The sequence below is a fragment of the Pyxidicoccus sp. M6 genome (assembly GCF_055568925.1).
Genome location: NZ_CM145714.1, coordinates 11,721,060 through 11,746,073 on the forward strand (window position 1 = coordinate 11,721,060; position 25,014 = coordinate 11,746,073).

At 70.0% G+C, this 25,014-nt stretch carries 22 protein-coding genes; 13 read left to right on the forward strand and 9 right to left on the reverse strand.

The window, feature by feature from the left end; genetic code table 11:
* Position 1: 1 nt before the first annotated feature.
* The 4 genes from ACVTJA_RS46090 to ACVTJA_RS46105 all read left to right on the forward strand — a co-directional run bounded on the left by ACVTJA_RS46090 (position 2) and on the right by ACVTJA_RS46105 (position 3,624).
* Positions 2-1,765: a peptidase MA family metallohydrolase gene (locus ACVTJA_RS46090; protein ID WP_465830405.1), complete on the forward strand. Its 1,764-nt coding sequence runs from the start codon at positions 2-4 to the stop codon at positions 1,763-1,765.
* A gap of 112 nt (positions 1,766-1,877) precedes the next feature.
* Positions 1,878-2,291: a DUF1622 domain-containing protein gene (locus ACVTJA_RS46095; RefSeq protein WP_465830406.1), complete on the forward strand. Its 414-nt coding sequence runs from the start codon at positions 1,878-1,880 to the stop codon at positions 2,289-2,291.
* A gap of 183 nt (positions 2,292-2,474) precedes the next feature.
* The gene (locus ACVTJA_RS46100; protein ID WP_465830408.1) at positions 2,475-3,245 is read left to right on the forward strand and encodes a DUF4142 domain-containing protein; all 771 of its coding nucleotides are present in this window, start codon (positions 2,475-2,477) and stop codon (positions 3,243-3,245) included.
* A 100-nt stretch (positions 3,246-3,345) separates the two neighbouring features.
* Positions 3,346-3,624 (forward strand): hypothetical protein, encoded by a 279-nt coding sequence (locus ACVTJA_RS46105; RefSeq protein ID WP_465830410.1) that lies wholly within the window; start codon positions 3,346-3,348, stop codon positions 3,622-3,624.
* Positions 3,625-3,698: 74 nt separating this feature from the next.
* Here ACVTJA_RS46105 and ACVTJA_RS46110 read toward each other — a convergent pair whose 3' ends face one another.
* Entirely contained in the window at positions 3,699-5,732 is a 2,034-nt protein-coding gene (locus ACVTJA_RS46110) for a S9 family peptidase (protein ID WP_465830412.1), read from the reverse strand.
* Between the two features lie 242 nt (positions 5,733-5,974).
* Between ACVTJA_RS46110 and ACVTJA_RS46115 the strand changes: the two genes are divergently transcribed.
* Complete coding sequence (locus ACVTJA_RS46115; RefSeq protein WP_465830414.1) at positions 5,975-6,529, forward strand: DsbA family oxidoreductase; 555 nt, start codon at positions 5,975-5,977, stop codon at positions 6,527-6,529.
* A gap of 61 nt (positions 6,530-6,590) precedes the next feature.
* Positions 6,591-6,929 carry a tellurite resistance TerB family protein gene (locus ACVTJA_RS46120; RefSeq protein WP_465830416.1) on the forward strand — a complete coding sequence of 113 codons (339 nt, stop codon included), beginning with the start codon at positions 6,591-6,593 and terminating at the stop codon, positions 6,927-6,929.
* A gap of 3 nt (positions 6,930-6,932) precedes the next feature.
* Here ACVTJA_RS46120 and fliB read toward each other — a convergent pair whose 3' ends face one another.
* Positions 6,933-8,180, reverse strand: a complete 1,248-nt coding sequence (gene fliB / locus ACVTJA_RS46125) for a flagellin lysine-N-methylase (RefSeq protein WP_465830418.1) — start codon at positions 8,178-8,180, stop codon at positions 6,933-6,935.
* 10 nt (positions 8,181-8,190) lie between these two features.
* Positions 8,191-11,502: a TIGR02266 family protein gene (locus ACVTJA_RS46130; RefSeq protein ID WP_465830420.1), complete on the reverse strand. Its 3,312-nt coding sequence runs from the start codon at positions 11,500-11,502 to the stop codon at positions 8,191-8,193.
* A gap of 144 nt (positions 11,503-11,646) precedes the next feature.
* Between ACVTJA_RS46130 and ACVTJA_RS46135 the strand changes: the two genes are divergently transcribed.
* Positions 11,647-12,789, forward strand: coding sequence for a hypothetical protein (locus ACVTJA_RS46135; RefSeq protein WP_465830422.1), 1,143 nt, complete (start codon positions 11,647-11,649; stop codon positions 12,787-12,789).
* A 5-nt stretch (positions 12,790-12,794) separates the two neighbouring features.
* On the opposite strand, the gene ACVTJA_RS46140 is transcribed toward ACVTJA_RS46135, so the two are convergent.
* Positions 12,795-13,181: a YybH family protein gene (locus ACVTJA_RS46140; protein WP_465830424.1), complete on the reverse strand. Its 387-nt coding sequence runs from the start codon at positions 13,179-13,181 to the stop codon at positions 12,795-12,797.
* Positions 13,182-13,278: 97 nt separating this feature from the next.
* Here ACVTJA_RS46140 and ACVTJA_RS46145 point away from each other — a divergent pair, with 97 nt between their 5' ends.
* Positions 13,279-13,578, forward strand: coding sequence for a winged helix-turn-helix transcriptional regulator (locus ACVTJA_RS46145; RefSeq protein WP_465830426.1), 300 nt, complete (start codon positions 13,279-13,281; stop codon positions 13,576-13,578).
* 6 nt (positions 13,579-13,584) lie between these two features.
* Here ACVTJA_RS46145 and ACVTJA_RS46150 read toward each other — a convergent pair whose 3' ends face one another.
* Together ACVTJA_RS46150 and ACVTJA_RS46155 are read right to left on the reverse strand one after the other, a co-directional pair.
* Positions 13,585-13,854 carry a hypothetical protein gene (locus ACVTJA_RS46150; RefSeq protein ID WP_465830428.1) on the reverse strand — a complete coding sequence of 90 codons (270 nt, stop codon included), beginning with the start codon at positions 13,852-13,854 and terminating at the stop codon, positions 13,585-13,587.
* Between the two features lie 63 nt (positions 13,855-13,917).
* Positions 13,918-14,160: an addiction module protein gene (locus ACVTJA_RS46155; protein WP_465830430.1), complete on the reverse strand. Its 243-nt coding sequence runs from the start codon at positions 14,158-14,160 to the stop codon at positions 13,918-13,920.
* A gap of 168 nt (positions 14,161-14,328) precedes the next feature.
* Here ACVTJA_RS46155 and mltG point away from each other — a divergent pair, with 168 nt between their 5' ends.
* Positions 14,329-15,348 (forward strand): endolytic transglycosylase MltG, encoded by a 1,020-nt coding sequence (gene mltG, locus ACVTJA_RS46160; protein ID WP_465830432.1) that lies wholly within the window; start codon positions 14,329-14,331, stop codon positions 15,346-15,348.
* Positions 15,349-15,363: 15 nt separating this feature from the next.
* Here mltG and ACVTJA_RS46165 read toward each other — a convergent pair whose 3' ends face one another.
* The 3 genes from ACVTJA_RS46165 to ACVTJA_RS46175 form a co-directional block, all read right to left on the reverse strand.
* Complete coding sequence (locus ACVTJA_RS46165) at positions 15,364-16,155, reverse strand: enoyl-CoA hydratase/isomerase family protein (RefSeq protein WP_465830434.1); 792 nt, start codon at positions 16,153-16,155, stop codon at positions 15,364-15,366.
* 17 nt (positions 16,156-16,172) lie between these two features.
* The gene (locus ACVTJA_RS46170) at positions 16,173-17,747 is read right to left on the reverse strand and encodes a hypothetical protein (RefSeq protein ID WP_465830436.1); all 1,575 of its coding nucleotides are present in this window, start codon (positions 17,745-17,747) and stop codon (positions 16,173-16,175) included.
* 65 nt (positions 17,748-17,812) lie between these two features.
* Positions 17,813-19,135 (reverse strand): hypothetical protein, encoded by a 1,323-nt coding sequence (locus tag ACVTJA_RS46175; protein ID WP_465830438.1) that lies wholly within the window; start codon positions 19,133-19,135, stop codon positions 17,813-17,815.
* A gap of 282 nt (positions 19,136-19,417) precedes the next feature.
* Between ACVTJA_RS46175 and ACVTJA_RS46180 the strand changes: the two genes are divergently transcribed.
* From ACVTJA_RS46180 to ACVTJA_RS46195, 4 genes are all read left to right on the forward strand, one after another.
* The gene (locus tag ACVTJA_RS46180) at positions 19,418-20,446 is read left to right on the forward strand and encodes an AAA family ATPase (RefSeq protein WP_465830440.1); all 1,029 of its coding nucleotides are present in this window, start codon (positions 19,418-19,420) and stop codon (positions 20,444-20,446) included.
* Between the two features lie 13 nt (positions 20,447-20,459).
* Positions 20,460-21,338 (forward strand): DUF58 domain-containing protein, encoded by an 879-nt coding sequence (locus ACVTJA_RS46185; protein ID WP_465830441.1) that lies wholly within the window; start codon positions 20,460-20,462, stop codon positions 21,336-21,338.
* Complete coding sequence (locus ACVTJA_RS46190; protein ID WP_465830443.1) at positions 21,335-23,434, forward strand: BatA domain-containing protein; 2,100 nt, start codon at positions 21,335-21,337, stop codon at positions 23,432-23,434. The genes ACVTJA_RS46185 and ACVTJA_RS46190 overlap by 4 nt, the downstream gene beginning before the upstream one ends.
* A gap of 305 nt (positions 23,435-23,739) precedes the next feature.
* On the forward strand, positions 23,740-24,945 hold the full coding sequence (locus tag ACVTJA_RS46195) for a sensor histidine kinase (protein ID WP_465830445.1): 1,206 nt from the start codon (positions 23,740-23,742) through the stop codon (positions 24,943-24,945).
* Positions 24,946-25,014 lie beyond the last annotated feature (69 nt).

Below are 25,014 nucleotides of genomic sequence, written 5' to 3' on the forward strand. Positions count from 1 at the left end.
CATGCACACGCACGCGTCCGTCCGGGCCCTGCTCGCGGTGCTGGCCGTGACGCTCTCCGGCGTCGCGCTGGCAGAGGACGCGTCGCTCAAGGACGAGGTGAAGGAGCGGCTGGGCCGCGTGGACCAGTCCCTGGATGACTGGGACGTCCCCGGCGCCAAGCGCGAGCTGGCCGAGGTGGAGCAGCTCGTCCCCGAGGAGCTGGAGCCGCTGAAGTACTACCAGGGCCGCGTGGCCTTCGAAGAGGGGCGCTACGGCGACGCGGTGACGCTGCTGCAGGGCGCCAACATCGAGGACAAGCCGGGCAGCTACCTGCGGCTGGCCAAGGACACGCGCGACATCACCAAGAACCACCAGCGCGCGGAGAGCGAGCACTTCATCTTCTTCTACCCGAAGGGCAAGGAAGAGGTGCTGGTGCCCTACGCGCTGGAGACGCTGGAGGCCATCCACCGCGCCATGGCGGAGGACCTCGGCTGGACGCCGCCCAACGGGAAGATTCGCGTCGAGGTGGTGAACAACGCGCGCGAGCTGTCGAAGGTGAGCACGCTCACCGAGAAGCAGATTCGCACCACCGGCACCATCGCCATCTGCAAGTTCAACAAGCTGATGGTGACGAGCCCCAAGGCCGTGGCCCAGGGCTACGACTGGCAGGACACGCTGGCGCACGAGTACATCCACCTCGTCATCAGCCAGTCGAGCCACAACACCGTGCCCATCTGGCTGCACGAGGGCATGGCCAAGTTCCTGGAGTCGCGTTGGCGCGGCAAGGGTGGCATGGCGATGACACCCTCCACGCAGGCCCTGCTGGGCCGGCGCGTGAAGGCGGACACGCTCATCCCCTTCGAGAAGATGCACCCGTCGATTGCCATGCTGCCCACGGCGGAGGACGCGGCCACCGCGTTCGCCGAGGTGTTCTACGCCATCGACTACGTGCACCAGACGAAGGGCTCGGCGGGCCTGCGCGCCATCATCCAGGAGCTGAAGGCCGGGCAGAAGGACCGCAAGGCGGTGGAGGCGGCCACGGGCATGCCCTTCGCCCTCTTCGAGAAGGCCTGGCTGGCGCACATCAAGAAGCAGCCCTTCCCGCAGGAGCTCCAGCCGCGCGAGGAGCGCGTGGTGCTGAAGGAGGACGCGAAGGGCAAGGTGAAGGACGAGTCCGAGAAGAAGGGCCGCGAAATCTCCTTCGGCGATTTCGACAACGTGGAGGAGGTGCCGGCGCGCCGCTTCGCGCACCTGGGTGAATTGCTGCGCGAGCGCAACCACGTGAAGGCCGCGGCGGAGGAATACGCCAAGGCGCACAAGCTGGTGGGCGACAAGTACGAGTCCGTGTCCAACAAGTACGCGCTGGCGCTCCTGGAGCTGCGGCGGCTGGACGAGGCGGAGAGCGTGCTGCGAGGCAGCCTGCGCGTGTACCCGGGCTCGCCGTCCACCAACGTGCACCTGGGCCGCATCCTCCTGTTCCGCAAGGACTACGCGAAGGCGAAGGTGGCGTACCTGGAGGCGCTGGCCTCGGACCCGTTCGACCCGGAAATCCACGTGGCCCTCACGCGCATCCACCGCGCGCTGGGCGAGACGGCGCTGGCCGCGCGCACGCGCACGGCCACCGTCATGCTCACCAACCTCAAGCCCGAGCAGGTGGACCACGTGGCCGACGCCTTCCTCAACGAGGAGGGTGAGTTGTCGGAGATGAACGTCGGCACCGAGCCCGGCGCGCAGCCGCGGCCGCCCGCGCAGCCCGCGGCGCCGAAGCCCGACGCCGGGCGCTGACGCCCGCCAGTAAGGCGCTCAGCCAGCCGGGCGCCCGTCCTTTCATGGCTGCCCTCCTCCTCGTGCGTAGCTTCACGCGCGAGGAGGCCCGATGGAGTTCGACTCGCTCATAGTGCTGTCCGCCCGCTGCATGGAAGGCGCGGGGGTGGGCACGATGGTGCTGGGCGCCCTGTGGGCCGTCACGCTGCTGCTCTGGAAGCGCGCCGGGCTCACGCCGAGCGAGGCCTACCGCCGCTTCCGGCTCAACATGGGCCGCGCCATCCTCCTCGGCCTGGAGTTCCTCGTCGCCGCGGACATCATCCGCACGGTGAGCCAGGAGCCCACGCTGATGGGCGTGTCCGTGCTGGGCCTCATCGTCCTCGTCCGCACCTTCCTCAGCTTCACCCTCACCGTCGAGCTCGAGGGCCGCTGGCCCTGGCAGCCCACCGGAACGTCTTCCGAGGCCGTGTACGGCTCCCGCGCCCCGCGCGCTCCGCCCCCGGCGCCGCGCGAGCCCACCGAAGAGGAGCGCTCCGTGCGCCATTGAACGTTCAACCCCGGACTCGCGGGCAGGACCTCCGTCGGCCGCCGCACCCATACGCCCTCCAACCGTGTGGTGGCGCACGAACGCCCTTCCCACTCCGTGCGAGCCCCGGCGTCACCGTTCCAACGTGCGCGCCCATCAGCCAGGGCTTTCAAGAATTTCGTAGCACGAAAGGAGAAGCACGACATGAAGCGCACCATTCAGGGAATCATCGTCACGGCCTCGCTCCTCACCGGCGGTTTCGCGCTCGCGCAGAGCGGCATGGCGGGCAGCCCCCCGGGCCAGCAGGGCAAGGCGACGAAGGGTGAGAAGGGCACCGTCGAGTTCCAGGGCTTCATGGCCCCCACCGACGAGAAGGCGATGCTGGAGCGGCTGCACTACACCAACCAGCAGGAAATCAAGCTCGGCCAGCTCGCCGAGAAGAACGCCATGAACGCGGACGTGAAGTCCTTTGCCAGCATGATGGTGAAGGACCACACCGCCATGGACCAGAAGCTCATGGACTATGCGAAGGGCAAGAACCTGAAGCTCGCGGACATGCCCAAGCCCATGAACGACACGGAGAAGAAGATGATGGCCCAGGACAAGGCCACCCTGGAGGAGCTCCAGGTGCTCAAGGGTGCCGCCTTCGACTCGTGTTACACGGCCTCCATGGTGGGGGACCATGACGCCACGCTCGGCAAGCTGATGGCCGCCAAGCAGGGCATGACGGGCGCCGACCCGCAGCTCACCTCCATGATGCAGGAGACCAGCCAGAAGGTGTCCGCGCACCGCGAGCAGGCGTACACCATCCTCGGCAAGCTGGATGACGCCATGGCCGTGGGCGGCTCCGGCGCCGGCATGGGCAACATGGGCGGCTCCGGCGGCGCGAGCGGCCACACGGACCACGGCTCCATGGGCCACGGCTCCACGACGGGCGGCTCCACCGCTCCGACGACTCCCTCGCCCCAGAAGTAGTCCGCGTCACGGCCACAATCGGAGCGCATTTTCGCACCCATGACGCACCGCGCCTCCTGGACGTTCCAGGGGGCGCGGCGCTGATGCATATTGCCGCGCCATGACGCTCCGAACCCTGACGCTGACCACGATGCTCGCCCTCGGCTCGCTGCTGGTGGGCTGTTCCAACAACGCGGACTCCATCTGCGAGAAGCGGCAGGACTGCTTCGACGACAACCTCGACACCGAGAAGTGCGCCGAGGACATCGACGCCTGGGTCGAGGAGAAGGACGAGGACGAGCGCAGGGACCGCGTGGAGGAGTGCGCGCGCTGCCTCGACGACCGGAGCTGCGCGCAGGTCCTCGAGAGCTGCATCGACGACTGCTTCAACATCCCCTGAAGCGCGGAGCACCGCCGCCGCCGGGGCCGCTCGCGACTTCGCGGCCCTGTCCGGCGGCGGCGTGACTCACGCGGCTACTTCCGCGTCCACTGGTCAATCCAGGCCAGCACCTCTTCGTGCCACTGCACGCTGTTGGCCGGCTTCACCACCCAGTGGTTCTCGTCGGGGAAGTAGAGCAGCTTCGAGGGAATGCCCTTGCGCTGCAGGGCGGTGAAGGTGGCGAGGCCCTGCGTCTCCACCACGCGGAAGTCCTGGCCGCCGTGCACCACCATCATCGGCGTCTTCCAGTTCTTCACGAAGTTGATGGGGCTGTGCTTGCCGTACCCCTCGGGGTTGTCCCACGGCGTGCCCTTGTGCTCCCACTCGGGGAACCACAGCTCCTCGGTGTCGAAGTAGCCCATGCGCTCGTCGAGGATGCCGTCGTGGTTGACGAGGCACTGGAAGCCGTCCGGCCAGTTGCCGGCAATCCAGTTGATCATGTACCCGCCGTAGCTCGCGCCCAGCGCGCAGCGGCGCTGCTTGTGGATGAACGGGTAGCGCTCCAGCGCGGCGGCGAGGCCCTTCTGCAGGTCCTCCAGCGGCTTGCCACCCCAGTCGTCGCGGATGGCGTCGGTGAAGGCCTGGCCGTAGCCGGTGGAGCCGTGGAAGTCGACCATGACGGCCACGTAGCCGCGGGCCGCGTACACCTGCGGGTTCCACCGGTAGTGGAAGTGATTGCCGAACGAGCCCTGCGGGCCGCCGTGGATGAGGAAGGCCAGCGGGTACTGGCGCTTCGCATCGAAGTCCACCGGCTTCACCACCCAGGCGCGCACCGTCTCGTTGTTCCAGCCGGGGAACTCGAACTGCTCGAAGGCGCCGAAGCGGATGCGGGCCAGCGCGTCCTGGTTCACCTGCGTGAGCTGGCGCGTGCCGGTGCCGTCCGCGTTCATGACGTACAGGTCCGCGGGCGAGTCCAGGTCGTCATGCACGTAGACGACGCGGCCGCCGGCCGCGGGCTGCGGCGTGTCATCCGTGCCGTCCCTGGTGAGCTGACTCACCTTCCCGCTGGCCACGTCGAGCGCGAAGACGGGCTGGATGCCGATGTGGTTGGCGACGGCGTAGAGCGTCTTGCCGTCCGCGCTCCACGCGAGCGCGGAGGCGGAGCGGTCCCAGTCGGCGGCGAGCTCGCGCTCCTGGCCGCCGGGCCACGAGCGGAGGATGACGCGGAAGCGGTCCGCCTCGTAGCCGGGGCGGGACATGGCGAGGTACGCCAGCGTCTTTCCATCCGGGCTGAAGACGGGGCTGGTGTCGGTGGCGCGGTTCTTCTCGGTGAGCTTGCGAGGCTTCGCCTTGCCGTCCACCGCGGCAAGGAAGAGGTCCTGGTCCGTGGACCAGGACTCGGTGCGGCCCGCGTCGCGCGCGGTGAAGACGACGCCCTTGCCGTCCGGGGTGAAGGTGAACTCCTCCGCGCCGCCGAAGGGCTTGGAGGGGCCGTCCGCGTCCATGCCCTTCATCACGTCCACGGGTGTACCGCCGGCCACGGGGACGACGAAGACGTGCGAGCGCGTGCCCTCCTTCCACGTGTCCCAGTGGCGGACGAAGAGCTTGTCGTAGGTACGGCCGGAGGCCTTCTTCTTGTTGGAGCGCTCCGTGGCGCGCTGGGTGGTGCACTCCAGGTTGGCGCAGTCGGGGAACACCTCCATGCCCACGGCGAGCTGGCTGCCGTCGGGGGACAGGCGGAAGGCCCCCACGTCGAGCGGGAGCTTCGTCACCTGCGTGGGCTCGCCGCCGTCGATGGGCAGCCGCCACACCTGCGAGGAGCCGCCGCGCGAGGAGAGGAAGAAGAGGCTCTTGCCGTCCGGCGCCCAGGTGGGCTCCGAGTCCGAGTCCGGGTGCGAGGTGAGCTGGCGCGGGGCCTCGTTGCCTTCGAGGTTGATGAGCCAGAGGTCATTGCGCCCGCGGTTGGCCTCCATGTCGGTGGTGCGCAGGACGTAGGCAATCTGCTTTCCGTCCGGGGAGACGCGCGGGTTGCTCAGCCGGCGCATCATGACCTGGTCCTGAATGGTGAACGGCCGGGCCGGCGCCGGAGAGGCGCCAAGGGCCAGGGCCGCGAGAAGCGACAGCGGCAAGGTGTTCCTCCTGGTGGGCCCGCGTCCCCGGGGGTGAGACGCGGGAGTGCATTCGGGGGTGGACGCTGCCCGCTCGGCCGGGCGCTGTCCACCGCCAGTCACCTGGACCGGGCGTGACGCGACGCGGCCTCCAAGTCGCGGTGACGGCGGAATGCGAGGGTGTTAGATGCCAGGGCATGAGCGAGCCCGTCATCGTCCGCGTCTGGTCCGACTTCGTCTGACCCTGGTGTTACGTCGGCCTCGTGGAGGTCGAGAAGCTGAAGAAGGAGTACGACGTCCAGGTGGACTGGCGTCCATTCTTCCTGCGCCCGGAGACACCACCGGAGGGACTGCCCCTACCGGCCTACGTGCGCGAGCGGATGAAGGACCCCAACAACCCCCTGAAACGCCGCGCGGCCGCGGCGGGGCTGACCATGGTGGAGCGGGAAATCATTCCCTCCACCCGGCGCGCCCACCAGGCCGCGGAGTACGCACGCGAGCAGGGGAAGCTGGAGGCCTTCAACGCCGCCATCCTCCGGCGCTACTGGAGCGCGGGCCAGGACCTCTGGCAGTGGGACACGCTCCGGGGCGCGGCCGAAGAGGCCGGGCTGAATCCGGACGAGGTGCAGCGCGCGGTGGAAGAGGGCCGCTACAAGGACGCGGTGGAGGAGTCGGTGCGCCAGGCACATGAATGGGGCATCAACGCGGTGCCCACGTTCATCATCGGAGACAAGTTCGGGCTCCAGGGCGCGCAGGACTACTCCGTCTTCAAGCAGGCCATGCAGCGGCTGGGAGCGAAGCCGCGCTCGTCGCCCTGAGGCGTCCCAGGCCCGGGGGCTTTTCCTGTCCCCGGGAAGTCGCTTAGGAGTGGGGGGAGAGATGACCACTCCTCCGAGCTCCGAGTCGCGGTTCCACATCGAGGTCGTCAAGCTGCTGCTCCAGGTCGCGACGAGCGACGAGCGCATCACCCACGAGGAAATCCAGCACCTCGTGGCGTCGGCGCGCGGCATGAGCGTGCCGCTGGAGGAGCTGGCCGCGCTTACGCGGTGCCTGAAGAATGGCGAGCCGCTGCCCGCGCCGAACCTGGGCGTGCTGCGCGCGAATCCGAACGCGGCCATCGAGGCGGCGCGGGCGCTCATGGCCAGTGACAGCCATGTGCACGCGGAGGAAATCGAAATGCTGCGGCAGCTGCGTGAGCTGCTCGGCGTGTCGGGCTGAGCTTCAGAGCCCCTTGAGCAGCACCAGCATGCGGCCCAGCGTCTCCGCGCCGCCCTGCCCCGCCAGGCCCTGCGCGAGCGAGTGCAGCTCCGGCGCCTGCTCCACGTGCTTGGCGATGAGCTGGAAGCACTCCACCGCGGCGGCGTCCAGGCGCGCCGCGTCCTCCGTGCCGCTCTCGCACAGGGACACCACGGTCGGGTGACCGAACAGGGCCCACCGCAGCACGGACGCGCGCAGCGTCAGGCGGAACACGTAGTCCAGCAGCGTGGGTGCGTCGGTGAAGGGATGGCGCTGCCAGTGATTCACCGCGTGGTGGCGGAAGTACTGCTCCACGCGGTCGGCCAGGACTGGATTCAATTGCTGGCGACGTTCGGCGTGGATGCGCCAGACCTCGTCCGGTGACTCCGCGCCGCCGTAGGACGCGAGCACCGCGCGAGCGAAGGCGCCGAACCGCTCGCTGCGCACGGAGCCCATGCGGGCCTTCAGTACCGTGGCGCAGATACCTGCCCACGGGCCTCCTGGCAGCGCGATGGCGGAGAAGCCATCGTGCAGCTCCGTCAGCGTCTCTGGTGCGTCGAAGGAGCGGAGCACATCGGCAAGGAGTGCCTCGGCCTCCGCGTCAAACGCCCGCGTGCCCCGGAAGTAGGCCCCATCCAGCCGCAGCGCGAGCTGCCCGAGTGCGAACAGCCGCGAGGCGAACGGAACCTCCCTTCGCTGCAGCAGCCGCACCGCCACGCCACGCACGGCCTCCGCGTGCTCCGTCCACGCATCGCCACCGATTCGCCGCGCAATCTCCGGACGCACCGCCACGTCCTCGGCAGCCGGCACCCACTCCACGCCGTCCTCCGCGAGCAGGCACAGCCGCGCCACCTCGGGACACGCGAGCGAGCCCACCACCTCCAGCCGCTCGCCCCACCGCGTACTCACTCGAGGGAACGTGGCGCACGCATCCGGCAGCACCGCCTCACCGTGCGCACGGTGCAGCGAGCACAGTTGGCGCTCGTCCAGGAACGCGCAGTGCCCGTCCTCGCGCTTGGCGATGACGCCGGCTTCCTCGCCGGGGCCGCTTCCCTCGTCCGGCCGGATGAACGCCTCCACCCGCGCTTCGTCCGGCCCACCCGCCACCGCGGCCCGCAGGCGCGTCCACCGCGCCTCGCTCACCGTGACGACGAGCCCCGCGCAGCAGGTGTCCTCGCAGGCATCCGCGAGGCACCTGAACCGCGTCATGTATCGGGGCGCGGTGGCCGTCATCGCGCGAGTGCTACTTGCGGCCCAGCGCCTTCTTCACGAAGCCCCAGAAGCCACCGGCGCGCTGCTTGAGGTCCGCGCCGCGCCGGTCCTCCGCCGCCTTCACCGACTCCTTGCTCACCTGGAGCTGCTTCTGCAGCTCCTCCGGCGAGTAGCGCGTGGCCAGCGTGGCCTTCACTTCCTTGCGCGTGGAGTACTCGCGCGCCTCCACGTGCAGCACGCACTCGGAGTCGAGCTTGATGGTGACGGCCACGCGCACCGAGCCCTTGGGGCCCCTGGGCAGGCCTTCGATTCGCACCGTGCCCAGGTACTCGTTGGCGGAGATGTGGTTGTCCTCGCCCTGGAAGATGGACAGCTCGAGGAACTCCTCGTTGTCCTTCGTCGTGTTGATGGCGAAGGAGCGCTGCGCGGGCAGCGGGCTGTTGCGCTCGATGACGCGCTTGAAGGCGCCGCCGGGCATGGCCACGCCCACCGTCATCGGCAGCACGTCGATGAGCACCACGCTGCTCACCTTGTCCACCGAGCCCGAGTAGAGCGCCGCGCCCAGGGCCACCGCCTCGTCCGCGTTGACGCTGGCCTGCGGGCCCTTGTTGAACAGGCCCTTGAGCTTGTCGCGCACCAGGGGCATGCGGCTCATGCCGCCCACGAGGATGATGTCGTCCACCTCGGAGGCCTTGAGCTTCGCGTCCAGCAGCACGTCGCGCACCACGTCGATGGTGCGGCTGAGCAGCGGGTCGCAAATCTTCTCCAGCTCCTGCCGCGTCATCACCACGCGCAAATCCCGAGGCCGCCCCGAGTCGTCCATCATCAGCATGGGGATGTGGACCTCGAAGGTGGCGCGCTCGGAGAGGGCCATCTTCGCGCGCTCGGCCGCGTCGCTCACGCGCGACAGGGCGATGCCGTCGCCGTTGAAGGCGAGGCCCTCCTTCTCCTGGAAGCGGGCCAGGAGGAAGTCGACGATGAGGTTGTCGAAGTCGATACCGCCCAGGAAGATGTCGCCGCCGGTGCCGAGCACCTCGAAGACGTTCTTCTCGATTTTGAGCACCGTCGCGTCGAAGGTACCGCCGCCCAGGTCGTAGACGAGGACCTTCTTGTTCAGCTCGCGGTTGAGGCCGTAGGCGAGCGCCGCCGAGGTGGGCTCGTTGAGAATGCGCTCCACCTTGAGCCCGGCGAGGATGCCGGCCTTGCGGACGGCTTCACGCTGCGGCTCGGAGTAGTACGCGGGCACCGTCACCACCGCGCGCTCCACCTTCTGGTTGAGGTGCGCCTCGGCCATCTCCTTGCACTCCTTGAGGATGATGGCCTGCACCTCTTCCAGCGACAGCACGTTCTCGCCCAGGCGCACGGCGGCGCGGCCCGCGGCGTCGGGGACGATTTCGTAGTGGAAGCGCTCGCGGACCTGGTTCACCACGGCGCTGTCGTAGGGACGGCCCACCAGTCGCTTCGCGCCGTAGATGGTCTGCTGCGGGCGCAGCACGAGCTGATTCTTGGCGCGGTGGCTGACGAGCAGCTTGTTCTGCGCGTTGAGCGAGATGACGGAGGGAATGGTGTTGTAGCCCTCGCGCGAGCGCAGCACGAGCGGACGCCCGTTGGTGAGCAGCGCCACGCACGAGTTGGTGGTGCCCAGGTCGATGCCGATGACGGGGCCCGTGCCGGAGATTTGCGGAGGCGGCGGCAGGAATATCGTCTTGGGCAGACCGCGCTCATCCAGCGCGGGCGCGGGGGCGGCGGCCGGCTTCGCCGCGGCGGGCGACAGCAGCGTGGGCGTGCCCACGGGCTCGGGAGCGCGCGGAGCCTCGCGGCGCACGTTGGGCAGGGCCGCGGGCGGAGGCGTCGGAGCCGCGGCGGGAGGAGGACGCACGGCCGCGGCGGCCACCGGAGGCGCGGGCGGAGGCGCCACGGGCCGGGGCGGCGCCGGGGGGGCCTTCGCGACGGGAGCGGGCGTGGGGCTGCCGAGCTCCAGCGAGTCACCTTCGTCCGACAGGTCCAGGTCGAACTCGAAGCTGCCACCGGAGCGGGCCGCCGGGGGTGGAGGCGGAGTCACCGGAGCCGGAGGCGGAACCGCCATGGCCGCGCGAGGCGGAGGCGGCGGCGCCACGGGAGCGACCTCCTCCACGGCGTCGGTCAGGTCCAGGTCGAACTCGAAGCTGCCACCGGAGCGGGCCGCCGGAGGCGGCGGAGGCGGCGCCACCGGAGCCGGGGCGGGACGCGGAGGAGGAGGCTGCGGCGCGGCCGCGCGAGGAGGCGGAGGCGGCGCGGCGGGCGTCTCTTCCACGACGTCGCCGAAGTCCAGCTCGAACTCGATGCTGCTCGTGGAGGCCGCCGGCTTGGGAGGAGGCGGCGGCGGTGCCACCGGCGCGGCGCGAGGCGGCGGCGCGGCGGCGCGAGGCGGCTCCTCCATGGCGTCACCGAGGTCGAGCTCGAACTCCAGCGCGCCGCTCGAGGAAGAAGTGCCGGAGGAGGACGGCTCGACCTCCACCGTGACGCCGACCTCGATGGGCGCCTCGTCGAGCAGCATGCCCGTGGCCACGGGCGTGCCGGTGATGGGGACCTCCATCTCGAAGTCGAACCCGGGCAGCGGCTCGTCTCCGTCGGGAGGCACGGGCGGCGGAGGCGTGCTCGCGATGAGCTCTTCCAGCGGGATGTCCACGTCGTCCTCCGCGGCGGGCGGAGGCGGCGTGAGGGCGACAGGCGCGGGGAACGGCGCGGGCGTGCGCTCGGCGGCTGGCGGCGAGAAGTCGAACAGCTCGTCCGTGAGGGACGGGGTGGCGGCCCCCGACGACTCCAGGTCATCGAAGAGCGAGTCGAGCGCCACGCCTCCCGCCGCGCGCGGAGCCGGAGCCGCGGGCCGCGCGGGGGCCGCGGGCACGGGAGCCGGCTTCGCCTGCACGGGAGCGGCGCGGGGCGCCATGGGAGCCACGGCGGGAGCCACGGAGGGAGCGACGCTGGGGGCAATGGAAGGCAGCGGCGTGAGGGACGCGGCGGCGTCCGGCTTGCGCTGCTGGAGCATCATGTCCACGAGCGCCTTGCTCGCGGTGTCGAGCTCCTGGAACTGGAGCCCCATGCCTGGAGGCCCGGCGGGGTCTCCGACTTCGCGGACCCAGCGCACGGTGGCGGAGCCACGCAGGACTCGGACACCTCCGGCGATCTGCACCTCGAACTTGACGGGTGTCCCCACGGGCTGCGGGGTGCGCGAGCGGATGAACATCCCACCCGGGCTCAGGTTGGTGGCGAACTCTTCAGCGAAGCTCCCCACCGTTTCATGCTTGAGCTTCACCAACAGACCCACTGCCTTGCGGTCCGTGGTGCGCCGACCTTGATCCATAACGCACGACAATCGCGGTATGGGACGCCGCGCTCAAGAGGGTTTTAACCCCTCGGCTGGCCGCCCGGCGATTGGACGACATCAGGTGCGCGGATACCTACCTGTACCTTCCTGTATCGTGATGGCCTTCGCAGGAGTCTTTCGATGAGCGCTGGCACCCTCGACGCCTCGGCGCCGGCCCGCACGGGCTGGCTCGTCGACCGGCGGCATGACCTGATTTCCACGGTGGGCGGGGCCGCCGCGAGCTTCGCGTTGGTCTGCTTGCATGTCTGGGGAGGGGTCAGCAGCCTGGTGCTCTGGTGGGCGTGGGTGCTGGCGCTGGACGGACCGCACCTGTTCGCGACGGTGTCGCGCACGTACCTGGACGCGCGCGAGTGGCAGACGCGGCGTCGGCTGCTGTTGGGGAGCCTGGGCTGGTTCGCGGCGGGGCCGCTGCTGTTCGGCGCGTCGGTGCTGCTGGGGACGAAGGTGCCCTTCGTGGTGTTCCTGACGCTCTCCTCGCTGTGGGCGTACTGGCACGTGGTGCGGCAGCACTACGGCATCATGGTGCTGTACCAGCGCAAGGGCGGCGAGTCGTCGCCGGTGGACCGGAAGCTGGACAGCGTGACGCTGTACACGGGGCTGCTGGCGCCCTTCGTGGCGTTCGCGGTGACGCACCCGACGGCGCGCAAGCAGCTGGGACTGACGGGCGAGCCCACGTGGGAGCCGGTGCTGGCGGGAGCGTGCTTCTCGCTGGTGCTGGCGCTGGTGGTGCTCCACGCCGTGCGGCAGGGGGTGCGGTGGCGTGCGGGGCAGCGGGTGAACGGGCCGAAGCTGTTGATGATGGGCGCGGCGCTGGGGCTGACGGCGGTGGTGTTCTGGCCGTCGGTGTCGGCGCGGATGGACTTCGTCATGTTCGCCGTGACGGTGACGGCGTTCCACAACGTGCAGTACCACGGCGTGGTCTGGTTCTATCACCGCAACCGCTACCACGCGGCGGGAGTGGACCCGAAGCCCTTCGGGCTGGCGCCGAAGGTGAGCCAGCGCTTCATCATCTACGCGGTGTGCGGCGTCCTGTTCACGCTGCTGTACCGGGGGCTGGGCTGCGGCTTCGGCGCGCACCCGGGCTGCGGTGGCTTCGACATGCAGGTGCCGCTGGGCGCGGGGCTGACGCTGCGGGACTTGATGGGTGGCTTCATCTGGGGCTTCGCCCTGCACCACTACTACCTGGACCAGAAAATCTGGCGCGTGAGCAAGGACGCGGGGCTGAACAGGGATTTGAAGCTGGGTACGCCCGCGGCGGCGTAGGAGCTTCAGCGCCCGAGCCGGGCGCCCATCGGGTGGTCGATGACGTAGAGCCATCGTCCGTCCGGCTGACGGCGCACCACTTCGGCGGTGCGTCCCTCGATGACGAGCGGAGAGCCGTCAGGAGCGCGGGCTTCGAGCCGGAACTCGGCGCTGAGCAGGGCCACGTCTCCGGCGGTGAGAGCGTAGAGGTTGGTGGCCTGCATGCTTCCGCCCAACGCGAGCAGTCCTTGCAGCTCGGCGCGGATGGATTCGTGTCCGTGCCTTCGCACGTCGCCCTGGCCCATGAGGAGGGCGTCAGGCTCGTAGAGCGCCATCAACGCTTCGATGCGTCCCGAGTTGAAGGCAGAGGCGAAGGCTTCATTCATGTCGGCGGGCTGTCGGACGTCCGGCATCGGGGGCTCCGTGGCAAGAGGTGTCCGGACACGGTGCGTGATTCCGGAGGGCGGCGAAAGGAGTTACACGGATGGAACCAGGTGACGCGGAGGCTCGATGCCGAAGGGAGAGGATGGGGTGTGCATCGTCGAGCGGAGGCTCTCGCTCCTGTCCGGGCGCTTCCGAGCGGAAATCCTCAAGGCGCTGGAGCACGGCGAGGTGCACTTCAACGCGCTCAAGCGGCTGACAGGCGCCTCGGCGCACAGTCTGACGCGGCAGATGCGGGCGCTGGAGGAGGCAGGGCTCATCACGTCCCGGCGGGAAGCGCGCTGGGGCCGGAACCACTATGGGCTGACGGAAGCTGGCCGACGGAGCCTCACGCTCCTGGACGAGGTCGCGAAGCTCCAGGGGCCTTGAACGCCTTCAGGGCTGAGGATGCCGCATCAGCCGGCGGAGCCAATACCCGGGACGCTTGCGGACATGGGCCACCGCGAGCACGACGACCCACTCCTCGCGTGCCAGATACGGCAGCACGAAGGGAATGCGCCGCATGACGGCCACACGGACGCCCAACTGCTGCCCCGCGGGGCCCTTCCATGGCGGCGCCAGGCGAGGGCTTTCGCTGAGCTGCGCCAGTTCCTGGTCGAGCTGCGCGGCGAAGTCCGCGCCGAGGGCCGGGCTGACGCTGCTCATACCAATCGAAGATGGCCTCCACCTCCCGGGCCGCCTCCGGGTCGAGTTCAAGACGGACTGGCATCAGCGCGTGCGCGATTGACGGGCAGCGAGCCGGGCCTGCACCTCGGACCAAGACACAGTCCGGGTCGTGCCATCGAGGACCCCACGCGCGCGGCGGGCAATCTCAAGGTCCCACTCCTGCTCGGCGCCCGCGTCCACCATCGGCTCGCCGTCCACGCTGAGCAGCAGCTCATGCGCAAGTCGGGTACGCTCCTCCGAAGTGAGCTGAAGCGCCTGATGGAAGAGTTCGTCGACCGTGGCCATGAGGAGAGTCTAGCCGCACTGACGCCCGGCCAGGAGTGCGCTCTCATCGATGCAGCATCAACAGAACGCCCGGCGACGCCCGCCCTCCCGCCTGTCCAGCGCCCGGGACCGGACATCCGGTGACACGAAACACTGCGAAGCGGGAGGCCGGTGTTACCCTGCGCCGCGATGAAGCGTCTCGTCCTCTTTCTTTGCGTGGTCGTCGTACTGCTGGCCATCGGCGGCACCGGTGCCTTCCTCTGGGCCGAAGGTCAGGTGCAGAGCACCATGGCGCCCCCCGGCGCCCCCTCCGTGGAGTTCACCGTCCCCAAGGGAACGACGGGGCGCGGCCTGGGCACGCTGCTCGCCAACCAGGGGCTCATCCGAGACCCGAAAATCTGGCGCTGGCACCTGTTCCGCCGCGGCGCCTTCTCGCCCAAGGCCGGACGGCATGAGGTCAGCCCCTCCATGACCGTGGCGGAGCTGTCCGCCGCGCTCGAGGGCAATCCCATCCCCGAAGACGTGCCCTTCGTCGTCGTCGAGGGCTGGCGCCTGCGCGACACGGACGCGGCGCTCGCGGCTGCGGGCTTCATCACCGCCGGTGCGTACGTCGCCGAGGCGAGCAAGCCGAGCAACTTCACCGCGCCCTTCCCCCTTCCCACTGTGGGCACGCTGGAAGGCTACCTCTACCCGGAGACGTACGGCATCGTCCCGGGCAAGGTGGACGTGCACGGCCTCATCCAGCGCCAGCTCGACATGTTCGCCGAGCGCTTCTACACGCCCAACCGCGCCGCGCTCACCAAGAGCGGCCGCACGCTGCACGAGGTGGTCATCATGGCCTCCATGCTGGAGCGCGAGGAGCCGCTCCCCGAGCAGCGCCCGCTGGTGGCGGGCATCCTCTGGAAGCGCGTGGACAAGGGCTTCCCGCTCGGCGTGGACGCGACGTCGCGCTACGAGCTCGCGCAGTGGAATGACCGCATCGCCTTCCTGAAGCGACTGCGCGACACGACGGACCCGTACAACACCCGCCACAACAAGGGCCTGCCTCCGAGCCCCATCGGCGCGCCCACCGTCGCCTCGCTCCAGGCAGCCATGACGCCGAAGCCGAGCGACTTCTGGTACTACCTCCACGACGCCGAGAAGAAGCTGCACCCCTCGCGCAACGCGGACGAGCACGAGGCGCTGCGCAAGAAGTACAACGTGTACTGATGCGCGGCCCTGGAGTCAGCGCCCCTGGAAGACGGGGGCCCTGCGCTCCGCCGCGGCCGTGAGCCCTTCACCGAGGTCCGCGCTGCCGTAGCTCTCCGCCTGGAAGCGGGCCTCTTCCTCCAGCGCGGTCCGCAGCGCGGCGCGGTCCGGAGCCAGCCGCTGCTTGAGCGCGCGAGTGGCCAGCGGCGCATTGCCGGCAATCTGCGTGGCCAGCGCCCGGGCCCGCGCGAGCACGGTGCCCGCAGGCGCCGCCTCCAGAGCGAGCCCGAGGCGCACGGCCTCCTTGCCATCGAAGCGGCGGCCCGTGAGCAGCAGCTCCGCCGCGGCCTGCGCTCCGGCGCGCCAGGGCGCGAAGTACGTCGCACCCATGCCGGGATGCAGCCCGAGCTGCACGAAGTTGAGCGCGAGCTTCGAGTCCTCGCCGACGACGCACACGTCACACGCGAGCGCCACGCACAGACCCGCGCCGATGGCGGGCCCATCCACCGCGGCCACGGTGGGCATGGGCAAATCCAACACGCTCAGGTAGCGCGCGTAGAAGTCGAGCATGAACGTGCGGGCCTCCTCGAACGAGGCCTTGCGCAGCCGCTCCAGCATCTTCAAGTCGCCTCCGGCGGAGAACGAGCCACCCGCACCGGTGAGCACGACAGCGCGCACGTCACGGCGCTCACGAAGCGATTCCACGCGGGCCCGCAGCGCATCCCCCAACTCGGGAGTCATCACGTTGCGGCGAGCGGTGTCATTCAGGGTGAGGGTGGCGACGGCACCCTCCACCTCCAGCAGGACGTCAGCGGCAGGAGCGGACATGGGCGCGCACTGTACGCTCACGCCCGGAGCACGGTCACCTTGCGTCCGGAGGGAGACCGCGCCTGCTCGAAGCGGGTCCGCGTCTCCGTACCTCCCGCCTCTGGACGACGGTCGAAGATGACGAGCACGCCCTCATCCAATCCCAGCCGCTCCAGGTACTCATCGAGCTGAGCGAGGCCCTTGGCCAGCGGGTCCTTCTCTCCTTCACGCCAGACCTGCAGCTCCAGGGCGTGGCGTTGCAGCCGGCGCTGGCCGTTCTCCTCGTAGGGCCAGCGCACCAGCAGGTCGATGCGCCCGCGCCCCACGCCGTATTCCCGGTCCACCTGGCCGCCGCCATTGACCACGCGTTGGAGGAAGGCCATGAGCACGAGCTGGGGAGCCACCTCGTGGTACGTCATCCCCGCCGCCAGCACCTCTCCGTGCTCGCGCCAGAAGTCGGCGAACTCGCGCAGCATCCGGTCGAAGTCGAATCGGCCATCCGACAGGACGAAGCTCCTCGGGGCGACGACCACCTTGGGCTCTGCATTGCCCGCCAGCACCCGGGCAATCAGCTCCTGGTAGATGGGGTTCGCCACGCGCACCGGGTCGTCCGGAGCACACAGCCCCAGGTCGCGGGTGTACTGGAGATCATCCTGGTACATGTCACCGCCTCCGGCGAAGGTACCGGCCAGCACGGGCTCAAGGATGGCGCGGACCCGGGGCTCGCGCAGCTTGTCGGTGAGGCTGTCCAGGTGTGTCTCTCGGCGGGCAATCAGCACCGACCGGGCGCGCTCGATGTCCTCACGACGGATGGGCTGGGAGCGGTCGGGGACCAGTTCCTCCACGGCCACCTTGGCCAGGGCGTTGACGAGCCATGGCTGTCCCTGTGTGGACTCGAATGCCAGAGAGAGCGCCTCGGGCTCGAAGCGCTGACCGGTGTCGGCGGTGTGCTGGATGTAGAGCTCGGCGACTTCGTCGGCGGTGAAGTTGCGCAGGGTGAGAGAGCGCACCTTGATGTTGAAGGGGCTCGCGGTGCCCAGGTGCTCGCGGTCTTCAGCGGCGACCTTGTAGTCGCGCACGTCCCGCAGGCCGATGAGCGCCATCGAAGAGGGGAAGTAGTCCGGGCGCCGGGGATAGCCGCTGCGCAACTGCCTCAGCACGCTGAGCAGCGTCAGGTCTCGCAGCGCGTCGATTTCATCGAGGAAGACGACCAGGGGCCGCGAAGCAGCCTCGGCCCAGGCCGTGAGCGCCGCGCTGATACGACTGCCTGGAGGAGCATCCGGAAACGACGGAGGCTGAAGCTCGGCCGGAAGCTGATGAATTGCATCACTCCGCCACTCCTGCAGCACCGCGAGCTCGGCCGTGCCGACGTCCTGGGGAAAGGGATTGCCCATCTCCATGGACACGTGCACCGCGACGTACCGGCCCTCCGCTGTCAGCTCCCGGGCGAGCGAGCGCAGTGCAGTCGTCTTTCCCGTCTGCCTGGGCGCACGAACGACGAAGTACCCCTGCTGTTCAATAAGGGGGCGCAGCTCGGGAAGACGCCGCAGCGCCGGCAGCATGTAGTGGTCGGCTGCGACGCAGGGACCAGCGGTGTTGAACCAGCGGGGCATGGGCGTCACCCTGGAACCGCCTGCGGGCAGGGCGCAAGGGGGACTTGCAGCGCCGGGCGACGACCCTACGGCACCACGACCCGCAGGAACGCATCCTGGTTCCACGAATCTCCCGCGCCGTCACGCTGCCACCCGGTGACGGCGAGCCCCTTCCCGGGCACCACCGCCATCCCCGTCGCCGCGAGCGAGCACTCCCCACCCTGGCACCGAGCCACCGGAAGCTGCTGCTCATCCCACCACGAGCCATCCGCACCGTACCGCGTGAGCACGCTGCCGCACGCCACCGCCACCGTGCCCTCACCATCCACCGCCACCGCCGGCCCCACCTCCGTCACCGGGCCACACGCCGGCTGTTTCAACCAGCGCTCCCGCCCATCCGGCCCCGCGGTAAAGACATACGGCCCCGAGCTCCCGAGCGACGCCTCGCCCCACACCATCAGCCCCGTGAAGTCGCCTCCCACCGTCACCGCCCCATCCGGCCCCGCCGCCACCGACGTCACCCGCCCCTTCGCGCCCGGCACCTCCCTCCCCCACGCCAGCCGCCCCTCCCCATCGAACGCGAGCACCACGATGCCGCGCACGTTCGGCGTCCCGAACGTCCGCCCATCCACCTCCACCGTGCCCGAAAGCGGCCCCGCGAGCACCGTCAGCCCCGCCGGACTCACCGCCACCGCGTGCAGCTCCGTCCCCTCCTGCACGCCCTCGAAACGCCGCGTCCACCGCACGCCGCCGTCTGCTCCGTAGAGCGCCAGCACCGGGTCATGCGCCTCGGCCGTCCACTCCTCGCCCGCCACCGCCACCCCGCCCGCCGCGTCCGCCGCCACCGCGTGTGCCTTCTGCCCCACGCGCCGCTGCCATGCTGGCCGTCCCTCGGCGGAGAACTTCACCAGGAATCCGTCCTGCGCCTCGCCCAGCCCGAAGTCCGCCGGGTACAGGAACGCATTGCCCGTGAGGAACACCGCCCCATCGCTCCCGGGAGACGCCGCCACGCGCGTGCCGGAGAGCCGGTTGCGCGGGTACTCGCGAGCCCACCGCACCGCTCCGTCCGCCGCATACCGCGCCACCGTGAGCGCCAGCCTCTCCCCCGCCACCGACTCACGGTCCTCATCCGAGCGCGGTGTGCTCGACACCCCGAGCACCACGTCCCCATCCCGCCCCACCGCCACGCCCGTACCGCTGTCATCCTGGGGAACGCCCATGGCCTGGCTCCAGAGCTCCCGGGACGGGATGGGCCGCTCCGGGGCCGGGCCCGCTCCCTCCGAGGCCTCGCCCGGGAGCGCCTGCCCACCCTCCGCCGGGGTCGCCTCGGCGCTCCCGCCACACCCCATCCACAGCAGTGCCACGGGAAGCAGCCCCAGCCACCGGTTGCCCACTCGCTCTGACCGCATGTGCACTCCAAGGAACCTGCCGCTCCCTCCCACCGGCAGCAGGGCCTCGGGAACGTAAGCAGCGTGTCCTGGAAGCGGCATTCCCCCGCCCCCGGGTCTGCCGGGACATGCCCGGAGGGCATGCAGGGAGACGCAGGTAGCAGACAGCCTGTACCCCGACGTGCAGGAATGTACGGCAGAGGAATAGGTCTACGCTCCAACGGTTGCCAGAGCACGCCTCGGCCACTTGGGTGACGGAAACCGTTGGTCCCTGCGCCGCCCGCGAATTAAGAGAACCCTTCCATGGAAAGCGCCGCCCCCGCCCCACTCCCCGTGCCCGACGCCTCGAGCGACGACCTCCGCGCCGTCGAGGAGCTTGCCCAGGCCCGCAACGCCATCGTTGCCCAAATCGAGAAGCGCGTCGTCGGCCAGCGCGAAGTGGTGGAGCACCTGCTCATCTCGCTCTTCGCTCGCGGCCACTGCCTCTTCGTCGGCGTGCCCGGCCTCGCCAAGACGCTGCTCATCTCCACCCTGGCGGACGTCCTCAACCTCTCGTTCAACCGCATCCAGTTCACCCCGGACCTGATGCCGTCGGACATCACCGGCACGGACATCCTCGAGGAGGACCGCACCACCGGCCGGCGCACCTTCCGCTTCCTCCAGGGCCCCCTCTTCGCGAACATCATCCTCGCGGACGAGGTGAACCGCACCCCGCCCAAGACGCAGGCCGCGCTCCTCCAGGCCATGCAGGAGTACCGCGTCACCGCCGGCGGTCGCACGTACCCGCTCGACCTCCCGTTCCTCGTCTTCGCCACGCAGAACCCCATCGAGCAGGAGGGCACCTACCCGCTGCCCGAGGCGCAGTTGGACCGCTTCATGTTCCTGGTGGACGTGGGCTACCCCACCGCCGAGGAGGAGGTGCAAATCGTCAAGAGCACCACCGGCGGTCCGCAGCCGAAGCTGGAGAAGATTCTCTCGCCCGAGCGCATCCTCGCCCTGCAGGACCTGGTGCGCCGCGTGCCCGTGCCGGACCACGTGGTGCGCTACGCCGTGGAGCTGGTGCGCCACACGCGGCCCAAGGAGCCGGGCGCGCCGGACTTCATCGCCAAGAATGCATCCTGGGGCGCGGGGCCTCGCGCGAGCCAGTACCTGGTGGTCGCCGCCAAGGCGCGCGCCATCCTCAACGGCCGCTTCGTGGCCACCGTCGAGGACGTGCGCGCGCTGGCGCGTCCCGTCCTCCGTCACCGCGTGCTGCCCAACTTCACCGCGGAGAGCGAGGGCATTACGTCCGTGAAGCTCATCGACCAGCTCCTCGCGGTGGTGAAGGGCTAGGCGCGCGCACGGCATGCTGCTCGACGCCCAGACGCTGGCCCGCCTCCGTGGAGTCAAACTGCGCGCTCGCGCGGTGATGGAGGGCGTGCTGTCCGGCCTCCACAAGAGCCCCCATCAGGGGCAGAGCGTGGAGTTCGCCGAGCACAAGGAGTACGCCCCCGGCGACGAGCTGCGCCACCTCGACTGGAAGGCGTACGGCAAGTTCGACAAGTACTACGTCAAGCGCTTCGAGCACGAGACGAACCTGCGCGCCGTCATGGTGGTGGATGCGTCCGCCTCCATGGGTTACCGCAGCGGCGCGCTCAGCAAGCTGGACGTGGCCAACACGCTGGCCGGCGCGCTCTGCTACTTGCTGGTGCGCCAGCAGGACGCGGCGGGGCTCGCGCTGATGACGGGCGGCAAGTGGCGCGACGTGCCGCCGCGCGCGTCCGCGGGCCACCTCAACACGCTGCTCGACACGCTGGAGTCCACACAGGCCAACGGCACCACGGACATCGGCAGTGCCGCGGACCACCTGGTGGAGGTGCTGCCGCGCCGCTCCACCGTCATCGTCCTCAGCGACTTGCTCGACGAGAAGCAGGACGCGCTCAAGCGCATCCTCGCGCTGCGGCAGCGGAAGAACGACGTGTCCGTGTTCCACCTCGTGGACCCGGCGGAGCTGACGTTCCCCTTCGATGACCCCACGCTCTTCCTCGACATGGAGGGCGAGGGCCGCATCGAGGTGAACCCGCGCGAAATCAAGGAGAGCTACCTGGAGGAGTTCAACGCCTTCCTCGCCAGTACCAAGGCCGCGTGCGCCGAGGCGGACGTGGACTACGAGCTGGTGCGCACCGACGAGAAGCTGGACGACGTGCTGCTGCGCTACCTCGCGCGGCGCGGGAGGCGCGGGTGACGTTCGGCAATCCGTGGATGCTCCTGGGCGCGCTGGGCGCCCTCATCCCCCTGCTGGTGCACCTGTTCGACCGGCGCCGCCCGCGTCCGCACCCCTTCGGCCCGCTGGCCTTCGTGCTGCGCAGCCAGAAGCGCACCGCCAGCCGCCTCAAGCTCAAGCGCCTGCTCCTGTACGCGCTGCGCACGCTCATCCTGCTCGCCATTCCGGTGGCGCTCGCTCGGCCGGAGTTGCGCCGGGACGCGGCCGCCGCGCAGGTGGTGAAGGGCCCCGCCGCCACGGCCATCATCCTGGACGCGTCGCTGTCCATGCGCTGGTCGGACGGCACGTCGCTCTTCGAGCGCGGCCGGGACGAGGCGCGTGACGCGCTGAAGGACTTGCTCCCCGAGGAGCCCGCCACGGTGCTGGTGTGCACGGAGTCTCCGGCCGCGCCGCCGCCGCCCGGCTTCGACAGGGGCCGGCTGCGCGGCATGGTGGACGAGGCGAAGCCGACGTACGGCACGGCGGACCTGTCGCGCTGCATGGACATGGCGGCGCGGTCGCTGGAGGAGAACCCCATGCCGGGCAAGCGGCTGGTGGTGGTCTCCGACATGACGGCCGGCGCGTTCCGGCTGGAGGCCCCGCCGCCCACGGTGAAGGGCCCCACGGGCACGCAGGTGAAGCCCGAGGTGGTGCTGCGCGACGCGGCCAACGGCCGGGACGTGCTGAACAACCACGCCATCGTCGACCTCAAGGTGGAGCCCGCGCTGCAGGCGGGGCCTCGCGCGTTCCAGTTCACCTTCACGGTGCGCAACTTCGGCGCTGAAGCCGTCAAGGACCTGGAGGCGGCGGTGCGCGTGGGCGAGCAGACGCTGGCCAAGGGCTTCGTGGACGTGCCCGCGGGCGGCACCACGCAGAAGACGCTGACGGTGCGCTTCCCGCAGGGCGGCACGGTGGTGGGTCAGGTGTCGCTGGCGCCGGACTCGCTGGCCGAGGACGACAAGCGCGCCTTCGTGCTGCCGGTGCCGCGCGCGCTGAAGGCGCTGGTGGTTAACGGGGCGCCGCATGCGACGCGCTACCGCGACGAGGCCTTCTTCGTGGACGCGGCCCTCACCGCGCCGGGCTCGCCGGTGGAGGTGGCCACGCGCGACGCCGAGGTGGGGCTGCGCGAGGACTTCTCCGCGTATGACCTGGTGCTGCTGCTCAACGTGGCGGCGCCGGGCGCGGAGGACGCGCGGCGGCTGGCGGAGTTCGTGGAGAACGGCGGTGGCCTGTTCATCAGCATGGGCGACCGGGTGAACACGGAGGAGTACAACGAGCGGCTGAGCGCGGTGCTGCCCCGCCCGCTGCGCCTCGTGCGCACCAGCGCCGAGCGCGAGGACCCGGACGCGGACACGAAGACGGCACGGCTGGCGAAGGTGTCCGTGGAGCACGTCCTCTTCTCGCCCTTCACGGGGCGCGCGGAGGAGGGCCTCATCGGGGCGCGCTTCTTCAAGTACATGCTGCTGGAGGCGGACAACCCCGGCTCTCCGGGCGCGAGCCAGGTGCTGGCCACGTACGAGGACGGCGCGCCGGCGGTGGCGGTGATGCGCAAGGGGAAGGGGCGCGTGGCGCTCTTCACCAGCACGGTGGACCGCGACTGGAGCGACTTCGCGATTCGCACCTCATTCCTGCCGCTGATGCAGCGCTTCGCGGCGTACCTCACGGGCTCGCTGGAGGAGCGCGAGGAAATCAAGGTGCGCGTCGGCGAAGGCGCGACGCTGCGGCCCGAGGGCACGCAGAAAGTCACCGCGGTGCGCGCGCCGGATGGCAGCGAGGTGCAGGTGAAGGAGCAGCCGGACGGCTCGCTGGTGGCGGGCCCGGTGACGGAGCCGGGCGCGTACTCGGTGCTGGGCTCGGACGGCAAGGTGGTGCCCGCGCTGTCCTTCGCCGCCACGCTGGACCCGGCGGAGAGCGATTTGGGCCGCGTGCCGCAGGACACCCTCACCGCGTACTTCGGCGAGGACACGGTGAAGGCGTCCAGTGGTGACGCGGACAAGCCGGCCGTGCCGCTGTGGACGTGGCTGATTCTCGCCGCGTGCCTCGCGTTCTTCTTCGAGGGCACGCTGCTGCGGAAGTAGCCGTCGGGGTGCGGCCGCGTCACGCGGGAGCCGTGCCCGGTGCGAGTACCAGGGGGCAGGAGAGGGGTGCGCTCGACCCCATGACAAGAGAATGACCCCAGCCGGCGCCCTCCCTCCGAGTTGGGAGCACTGGACGTCTGGGGTGGGCTCCTCCCCTCGCCCATTCCGTTCCCGGCGAGATTGCTGGTATGCCAATCAAAGAGCACGCCACCCGGGTCCATTCGTATGCATCCGTGCTCGACGTGGCAGGTGTCTGGCATTGCCGAGTCGCCTGATGCCGGCATCCCTCGAAGGCGGGAGAGTGGATGGAGTTCGCGCAAATCGCACGTGAGCTGGGCAACGCGGAGACGGACGCGGACGTCATCGCCGTCATTCGTCGCGCTGCCCGCAAGTGGGTGGGCTGCGACGGCGTCACCTTCGTCATTCGTGATGGGGACGAGTGCTTCTATGTCGACGAGGACGCGATTGGCCCGCTGTTCAAGGGGCGCCGCTTTCCCGCGGCGGAATGCGTCAGCGGCTGGTGCATGAAGCATGGCCAATGGGCCGTCATCCCCGACGTGTTCGCCGACCCGCGCGTGCCCGTGGAGGCCTACGCCCCGACCTTCGTGAAGAGCCTGGCGATGGTGCCGGTGGGACAGGGCGACGTGTCGGCGGCCATCGGCGCCTACTGGCAGCTGCGCTTCGAGCCCACGTCCGACCAGCTCGCCCGGCTCGACTCGCTCGCCGCCGTGGTTGCGTCCTGCCTCCAGAACATCGCCCTGCGCCGCTCGCTGGAGCGTCAGGTGGCGGAGCGCACCGTCGAGCTGCGAGCGGCCAATACCCAGCTCCAGGCCTTCGCCGCGACGGTGGCTCACGACCTTCGAAACCTCATCCAGGTCGTCCGGAGCACCTCGAACTGGCTGGGCAGCGAGCCGCTGCCGAGTGCGCATGGCGAGGCCGTCCAGGACATCCGGACCGCGGCTGACCGCATGACCGACATCACGGAGAGCCTCATCCGCCTCCATTTCGCCAAGGTGGGAGGACTCGCTCCGCGTCCCACGGATTTGTCGGCCGTCAGCGAGGACATCATCCGCTCCATCCGGGCCCGGCATGCCTCGTCCGCCGTGGAGACCCGGGTGGAGCCGGGGCTGCTCTTCACCGTCGACGAAGGCCTGATGCGCGTCGCGCTGACGAACCTGCTCGAGAACGCGTGGAAGTTCGTCGCGGGCCGGCCTGGTGCTCGCGTCACGGTGACCCGAGGCCCGACGCCCGCGTCGCTCGTCATCGAGGACAATGGCATCGGCTTCGACCCTCGTTCCGCGCCGAAGCTCTTCGAGCCCTTCGTCCGGCTTCCCTCCGCCTCGGGCTATGCCGGCACCGGGTTGGGACTGGCGACGGTGTTGAACGTCATCCAGCGGCACGGAGGAAACATCCGAGCCGAAGGTCAGAGTGGCGTGGGCGCTCGCTTCATCATCGAGCTCCCGGCACAGCGCGCGGCGAATTCCACCGCGGCACGGGACGCCAGGGACTGACGCCGGGGCGTACGGGCCCTGGCGCATGTAACGGCCCTGTAACCGCACGGCCTTCCGCACGACGCGCAA

Coding starts and splice junctions, on each gene's coding strand:
- ACVTJA_RS46185 (WP_465830441.1), top strand. CDS start 20,460: ATGCTGCTCGACGCCCAGACGCTGGCCCGCCTCCGTGGAGTCAAACTG.
- ACVTJA_RS46155 (WP_465830430.1), bottom strand. CDS start 14,160: ATGGCCACGGTCGACGAACTCTTCCATCAGGCGCTTCAGCTCACTTCG.
- ACVTJA_RS46195 (WP_465830445.1), top strand. CDS start 23,740: ATGGAGTTCGCGCAAATCGCACGTGAGCTGGGCAACGCGGAGACGGAC.
- ACVTJA_RS46150 (WP_465830428.1), bottom strand. CDS start 13,854: ATGAGCAGCGTCAGCCCGGCCCTCGGCGCGGACTTCGCCGCGCAGCTC.
- ACVTJA_RS46100 (WP_465830408.1), top strand. CDS start 2,475: ATGAAGCGCACCATTCAGGGAATCATCGTCACGGCCTCGCTCCTCACC.
- ACVTJA_RS46105 (WP_465830410.1), top strand. CDS start 3,346: ATGACGCTCCGAACCCTGACGCTGACCACGATGCTCGCCCTCGGCTCG.
- ACVTJA_RS46135 (WP_465830422.1), top strand. CDS start 11,647: ATGAGCGCTGGCACCCTCGACGCCTCGGCGCCGGCCCGCACGGGCTGG.
- ACVTJA_RS46170 (WP_465830436.1), bottom strand. CDS start 17,747: ATGCCCCGCTGGTTCAACACCGCTGGTCCCTGCGTCGCAGCCGACCAC.
- fliB (WP_465830418.1), bottom strand. CDS start 8,180: ATGACGGCCACCGCGCCCCGATACATGACGCGGTTCAGGTGCCTCGCG.
- ACVTJA_RS46175 (WP_465830438.1), bottom strand. CDS start 19,135: ATGCGGTCAGAGCGAGTGGGCAACCGGTGGCTGGGGCTGCTTCCCGTG.
- ACVTJA_RS46145 (WP_465830426.1), top strand. CDS start 13,279: ATGCCGAAGGGAGAGGATGGGGTGTGCATCGTCGAGCGGAGGCTCTCG.
- ACVTJA_RS46180 (WP_465830440.1), top strand. CDS start 19,418: ATGGAAAGCGCCGCCCCCGCCCCACTCCCCGTGCCCGACGCCTCGAGC.
- ACVTJA_RS46120 (WP_465830416.1), top strand. CDS start 6,591: ATGACCACTCCTCCGAGCTCCGAGTCGCGGTTCCACATCGAGGTCGTC.
- ACVTJA_RS46090 (WP_465830405.1), top strand. CDS start 2: ATGCACACGCACGCGTCCGTCCGGGCCCTGCTCGCGGTGCTGGCCGTG.
- ACVTJA_RS46140 (WP_465830424.1), bottom strand. CDS start 13,181: ATGCCGGACGTCCGACAGCCCGCCGACATGAATGAAGCCTTCGCCTCT.
- ACVTJA_RS46130 (WP_465830420.1), bottom strand. CDS start 11,502: ATGGATCAAGGTCGGCGCACCACGGACCGCAAGGCAGTGGGTCTGTTG.
- mltG (WP_465830432.1), top strand. CDS start 14,329: ATGAAGCGTCTCGTCCTCTTTCTTTGCGTGGTCGTCGTACTGCTGGCC.
- ACVTJA_RS46165 (WP_465830434.1), bottom strand. CDS start 16,155: ATGTCCGCTCCTGCCGCTGACGTCCTGCTGGAGGTGGAGGGTGCCGTC.